Annotated in this window: 6 protein-coding genes; 4 read left to right on the forward strand and 2 right to left on the reverse strand. The window is 65.0% G+C overall.

Going from position 1 to position 5,818, the window contains the following annotated elements:
- The coding region (locus tag EOA33_RS21680; RefSeq protein ID WP_127406544.1) for an aminotransferase class III-fold pyridoxal phosphate-dependent enzyme at positions 1-1,183 on the reverse strand (1,183 nt) is incomplete at its 3' end.
- 151 nt (positions 1,184-1,334) lie between these two features.
- Between EOA33_RS21680 and EOA33_RS39165 the strand changes: the two genes are divergently transcribed.
- The 4 genes from EOA33_RS39165 to EOA33_RS21695 are packed head-to-tail and all read left to right on the forward strand — an operon-like array spanning position 1,335 to position 4,360.
- Complete coding sequence (locus EOA33_RS39165) at positions 1,335-1,496, forward strand: hypothetical protein (protein WP_189347883.1); 162 nt, start codon at positions 1,335-1,337, stop codon at positions 1,494-1,496.
- The gene (locus tag EOA33_RS21685) at positions 1,493-2,410 is read left to right on the forward strand and encodes an ABC transporter permease (protein ID WP_126058017.1); all 918 of its coding nucleotides are present in this window, start codon (positions 1,493-1,495) and stop codon (positions 2,408-2,410) included. The genes EOA33_RS39165 and EOA33_RS21685 overlap by 4 nt, the downstream gene beginning before the upstream one ends.
- Complete coding sequence (locus EOA33_RS21690; RefSeq protein WP_126058016.1) at positions 2,407-3,231, forward strand: ABC transporter permease; 825 nt, start codon at positions 2,407-2,409, stop codon at positions 3,229-3,231. The genes EOA33_RS21685 and EOA33_RS21690 overlap by 4 nt, the downstream gene beginning before the upstream one ends.
- A 55-nt stretch (positions 3,232-3,286) precedes the next feature.
- The gene (locus tag EOA33_RS21695) at positions 3,287-4,360 is read left to right on the forward strand and encodes an ABC transporter ATP-binding protein (RefSeq protein WP_126059341.1); all 1,074 of its coding nucleotides are present in this window, start codon (positions 3,287-3,289) and stop codon (positions 4,358-4,360) included.
- Here the strand turns inward: EOA33_RS21695 and EOA33_RS21700 are convergent.
- Positions 4,324-5,634, reverse strand: a complete 1,311-nt coding sequence (locus EOA33_RS21700; RefSeq protein WP_127406546.1) for a flavin monoamine oxidase family protein — start codon at positions 5,632-5,634, stop codon at positions 4,324-4,326. The two genes, EOA33_RS21695 and EOA33_RS21700, sit on opposite strands and share 37 nt — an antisense overlap.
- Between the last annotated feature and the right edge of the window lie 184 nt (positions 5,635-5,818).

Consider the following 5,818-nt stretch of genomic DNA (forward strand, 5'->3'; position numbering starts at 1 on the left):
ATTCGATGCAAGCCATCAGCCCCATGCCGCGCACCTCGCCGACCAGCGGCCATTCCTCCAGCGACTTCAGCCGCGCCTGGAAATAGGGCGCGACCTCACGCGCGTGCGCGAGCACGCCGTCTTCCAGCAGGTCGAGATTCTTCAGCGCCACCGCGCAGCCGATCGGATGGCTGGTGTAGGTGAGGCCGTGGCCGAACAGCGCGTCGGGATGGTTGGAACGGCGCAGTTGTTCCAGCAGCCGCCCCGAGATGATGACGCCGCCGAGCGGGAAATAGCCCGAGGTGACGCCCTTGGCGAAGGTGATCATGTCCGGGTCTATGCCGAACACCTCGCCGGAGGCAAAGACGTGGCCGAGACGTCCGAAGCCGGTCACCACCTCGTCCGAGACATAGAGGATGTCGTTGTCGCGGCAGATCTGGCGGACGCGCCTCAGATAGCCCTCCGGCGGCACGACCACGCCGCCCGAGGCCTGCACCGGTTCGCCGACGAAGGCGCCGATCCTGTCGGCACCGACGCGGGCGACGGTGTCGCGGAACTGATCCACCAGGAAATCGGTGAAGGCAGCGATGCTCATCTCCTTCGGCCGCCGGAACGGATCGGGCGAGGAGAGCTTGACCACCAACTCGTCGGCGCCGTCCATCCAGTCGCGGTCGCGCGGGCGGCCATTGAGCGAGGCCGACAGATAGGTCGAGCCGTGATAGGCGCCGCCGCGGCTGAGGATCAGCTTCTTCTCCGGCCGTCCCCGCACATTGTTGTAGAACTGCATGAAGCGCAGCGCCGTCTCCACCGCCGACGAGCCGCCCGTGGTGAAGAAAGTGTGGCTGAGATCGGCGGGCGCGTGACCGGAAATGCGCCTGGCGAGCTCCGCCGAGGGCGCGTTCATCGTGTACCACGGAGTGTTGTAGGACAGCGCCATCGCCTGGTTGTACATCACGCTGGCCAGTTCCTCGCGGCGGTGGCCGACATTGAGGCACCACATGCCGGCCGGCCCGTCGATCAGCCGCTTGCCGGAAGCATCGGTGATGTAGATGCCGTCGCCCTCGCCGATCAGCGCGCGCGCCTCGGCGCCGACCGAGCCGGCATACGGCCAGGGCTGGACGAGATGGCGCTTGGCCAGCTCCACGGCATCGTCATCGCCGGGCTGGTTGGTTTCCCTCGCCCTGATCTCCCTTGCAGCCGCCATCTTAGCCTCGCATCGTATGGTTGTGGATCCTTCGGCGGACAAAGAATGAAGCGGCAAGCCCCGGAAAAATGGTCTTTCTTCACTTCATTTTGAATGTCCGTTCAATCAATATTACAGAAATAGCGCTTGATTTCAATTGGCGGATGCGCTCATGATGAAAGAAAGCCGGCAAGCAAGCGGCGCGACCAGCAACGCACCGTTCGGTTGCGCCGCGAGCAAAAAAGGGAACAAGCCGCCGGCGCTGACCAATGGGAACCACATGCCGGAACTGTTCGTGCCAGCGACCGAAATCACGCCCGGAGCGCTGCAATGACGGCGGCTGCCGAAGGCTCGCCCCCGCTGCGCATGTCGCGGGCCAGACGAAATGCCCTTCTGCGGTCCGAACCCGTCCAGGGCTTTGCCCTGATCAGCCCCACCTTCCTCTATGCCCTCGTCCTGCTGGTGCTGCCGATCCTGGTGGTTTTCGCCCACTCCTTCTGGACGCAGAACTACCTGACCATCGACCACGCCTTCACGCTGGAGAATTACCGCATCGCACTGACCGAGCCGATCTATCGCGATCTGCTCTGGCGCTCGCTTTACATCTCACTGACGGTCAGCGTGCTCACCGTCATCCTCGCCTACCCGATCGCCTATTTCATTTCCTTCCACGGCGGCCGTCACAAGAGCCTGTGGCTGTTCCTCATCACCATCCCGCTCTGGACCAGCTACCTGCTGCGGGTCATGTCGTGGAAGGTGATCCTCGGCTACAACGGCGTCTTGAATTCCGGCCTGATGGGCCTCGGCATCATCGACGAGCCTTCTACCGCGCTGCTCTACAATTCGAGCGCCGTCATCATCACGCTGACCCATGCCTGGGCGACCTTCGCCATCCTGCCGATCTTCGTTTCGCTGGAAAAAGTCGACCGTACGCTGGTCGAGGCTGCGACGGATCTCGGCGACGGCCCGCTGCGCTCCTTCCTGCGCGTGACCCTGCCGCTGTCGACGCCGGGGGTCATCTCGGCGATGCTCATCGTCATGATCCCGACGGTCGGCGACTATGTGACGCCGAAGCTGGTCGGCGGCAAGGACGGCGTCATGATCGCCAACGCCATCCAGGCGCAGTTCGGCAAGGCGTCGAACTGGCCGCTGGGCGCCGCGCTCTCCGTTACCACCATGGTGATCGTGACGCTGATGGCGGGCGCCACGGTGCTGATCATCCGCGCCGCGCAGAGGCTGGCTCGATGATGGCGATCAAACGCTTGCTCCCAGGCGGCTGGCTATCGGCCTATGCCTTCCTCTATGTCGCCTTCCTCTATCTGCCGGTCGTCTTCCTGCCGATCTTCTCGATCAACACCGCGGCGACACCGAAATTCCCGCTCTCGGGCGTCACCCTCAAATGGTACGAGGACCTGCCGCGCACGCCGGCGCTGATCGACGCCACCTGGAACAGCCTGATCGTCGGCGTCTCCGCTTCGGTCCTGTCGACCGTGCTTGGCATCCTGGCCGCCCGCTCGATCACCCGCTACCGCTACCCCGGCCGACGCGCCATCAACGGGCTGATCATGGCGCCGCTGGTGCTGCCGGAGGTCATCGTCGCCATTTCGATGCTCTTGGTGATGCTGCAGCTCGGCCTCAGCCTGTCGCTGTTCACCGTCGTGCTCGGCCATGTGCTGGTTTGCATCCCCTATTCGATGACGGTGCTGACCTCCGGCTTCGAGGGCTTCGACCGCAGCCTCGAGGAAGCCTCCGCCGATCTCGGCGAGAGTGCCTTCGGCACCTTCCGGCGGGTGACACTGCCGATGGTGATGCCGGCGATCATCTCCAGCCTGCTCGTCTGCTTCACCATCTCGCTCGACGAGTTCATCATCGCCTTCTTCCTGACCGGCACCGAGGCGACGCTGCCGATCTACATCTGGGGCCAGCTGCGATTCGCGGCCAAGCTGCCGGGTGTGCTGGCGCTGGGCACGCTGCTGCTCCTCGCTTCTTTCCTGCTGATGACCATTGCCGAGATCCTGCGCCGACGGGCGGCCAGGCGCACGCAGACCGAGGGAGGCCTTTATGCCTGATGTGATTGAGGCCAAACGGCCGCGCCAGGCCGATCGTCTCCAGTCGGAGCGGCCGATGATCGAGATCCGCGATGTCACCCGCAGCTACGGTGCTTTCAAGGCGCTTGACGATGCTTCGCTGACCATCCGGGAAGGCGAGTTCTTCTCGTTGCTCGGCCCATCTGGCTGCGGCAAGACCACGCTCTTGCGCATGATCGCCGGCTTCGACAATCCGACCAGCGGCTCGATCGCCGTCGACGGCCAGCCGATGGAGGGCATTCCCGCCAACCGCCGTCCGACCAACATGGTATTCCAAAGCTATGCCATCTTCCCACATCTCAATGTCGAGCAGAACGTCGCCTACGGGCTGAAGCGCTTGAAGCTGCAAGCGGGCGAGGAAAGGCGCCGCGTCGAGGAGGCACTCGCGCAGGTGTCGCTGACCGGTCTCGGCAAGCGCGGGGCCACCGAGCTCTCCGGCGGCCAGCGCCAGCGCGTGGCGCTCGCCCGCGCGCTGGTCATGCGTCCCAAGGTGCTGCTGCTCGACGAGCCGCTCTCGGCGCTGGACAAGAAGCTGCGCGAGCAGATGCAGGTTGAACTGCGCCGGTTGCAGCAGGCGGTCGGCATCACATTCGTGCTGGTCACGCATGATCAGTACGAGGCGCTGGCCATGTCGGACCGCATCGCCGTGATGTTCGGCGGCAAGATCGCGCAGATCGCCTCGCCGAAGGAGATCTATCAGCGCCCCGTCAACCGCCAGGTGGCCGATTTCCTCGGCGGCATGAACTTCGTCAAGGCCGAAATCGTCGAGGAGAACGGCGCCTCGCTGGTGCTCGACACGCTGGGTTTCGGCCGCGTCAGGACCGACAAGCCGAAGGCTTTTGTCCGCAATGGCGGCGCGGCGACGCTCGGCATCCGGCCGGAACGGCTGCGCGTACTGTGGGACAATGCGACGGCCAAATTCGAGGTCGCCGGCAAGGTGGTCGAGCGCCACTATTTCGGCGAGATCACCCACCTGATCGTCGAGATACCCGGCCTGGAAAAGCCGCTCTCGGTGACGGAGACCAACGATTTCGGCGCCGACGACATCCCCGTCGGCGCGCCGATCCGCCTCGCCTACGATCCCGAAGCCCTGGTGGCGATGGCGGATTGAAGGCTGGTCAGGATCTTTCCGGCGGCGATGCGCCCGGCCACGATAGCGCCCTCGACATAGGCGGGAAATGACGGCGACACTTCCGACGAGGCGAAATGCACCGGCGGCGCGCCGGCAAGAATCGTGCGCTCGGCATCCCGTGCCGTCGCGTCGACGATGAGATCGCCATAGGCGCCGCCGCTCCAGCGGTCATCCGTCCAGTCGCGGTGGCTGAAATCGAGCATATCGGCCGCCTCCGGGCCAAGCGCATCCACGAGCTTCGCCGTGACTTCGGCGCGCAACGCCGCGGCGCTCAGCTTGCGGCAGCGCAGCGCCAGCGGTCCGCCGATGAAGACGACGAGCGCTGCGTGCTCGGCATCCTTGCTGGCGTCGCATGCAAACAGGCCCGGCATGTCGCGCCACATCACCATGCCGCTCAGATCCCGTTCGCGCCAGAACGGCTTGGGGTAACGGATCAGTATCTTGACCACCGCGCCGCTTTCCCAGACGCCAAGCGCCTTCTTCAAGGCCGCCGGCAAGGCGGGCTGAAAATCGAGCTTGTCGGCCGTCGCAGGCGGCAGGGCGACCAGGGCCTCGCGCGCCTCGATGGCAGCACTGCCCGAGACGACGCGAACGCCTGACGGTCGGCGCTCGATGCGAATGACCGCTTCGTTCAGCCGCAGCCGGTCGCCGAGGTCGCCGGCAAGGTCCTCGGCCAGCGACTGCATGGTTTCGCGCAGAAAATACTGCAGCTCCGGCACTTCGTTGGTGATGCGGCGATCATTGTCGATCAGATACCAGAGCAGCAGCTTGTCCAGCGCCAGGCACCACAGGCCCTCGATCATCGAACGGAAGGCCGCCTTGGCATCGGCCGGATCCTCCTGGCGTTGCAGCCAGCCGGCGACGGTCAGCCCAGCGATCGCGGGATCGTCCGGCTCGATTCGGTTCATGCGTTCGCGGATCGCCATCGCGGTCACATAGGTCCGCTCCGCCTGGCCGGCCGACATCGACGGATGGGTGATGAAATCGCCATAGACATAGGTCTCGACGAATGTCTTGCCGCGCGCCTTAGCCAGCGCCATCAGCTCTGGCATGTCCTCGCACAGGAACTGGCCGCCACGGTCGATCAGCTCGCCGAGCCCGTTCCGCGTCGCCTCCACCCGCCCGCCGACCCGGTCGCGCGCTTCCAGCACGAGGAAATCGATGCCGGCCTTCTTCAGCTCGAGCGCGGCCGTCAGGCCGGTGAAGCCGGCCCCGACGATGACGACTCCGGTTCTGTCAGCTGCCGTCGTCAATAGCCGGCCTTGATCTTCTCGAACGCGGCCACCATGCCATCGGCAAGCGCGTAGGCGGCGCCCGCTCCGACGGTGACGACGGCGGCAAGAGCAAGGCAACGAATCGTGGAATTCATGACGCGAAACTCCCCCGTCGCGAAAAGCGACGGGGGAGTTTCGCGTCATGAATTCCACGGTTCGTTGC

The organism is Mesorhizobium sp. M4A.F.Ca.ET.050.02.1.1 (genome assembly GCF_003997725.1).
In the GTDB taxonomy this organism is placed as follows: Bacteria; Pseudomonadota; Alphaproteobacteria; order Rhizobiales; family Rhizobiaceae; genus Mesorhizobium.

What these genes read in the sequence shown, in the direction of transcription:
- EOA33_RS39165 (WP_189347883.1), top strand. Translation starts at nt 1,335, where the DNA reads ATGATGAAAGAAAGCCGGCAAGCAAGCGGCGCGACCAGCAACGCACCG.
- EOA33_RS21685 (WP_126058017.1), top strand. Translation starts at nt 1,493, where the DNA reads ATGACGGCGGCTGCCGAAGGCTCGCCCCCGCTGCGCATGTCGCGGGCC.
- EOA33_RS21690 (WP_126058016.1), top strand. Translation starts at nt 2,407, where the DNA reads ATGATGGCGATCAAACGCTTGCTCCCAGGCGGCTGGCTATCGGCCTAT.
- EOA33_RS21695 (WP_126059341.1), top strand. Translation starts at nt 3,287, where the DNA reads ATGATCGAGATCCGCGATGTCACCCGCAGCTACGGTGCTTTCAAGGCG.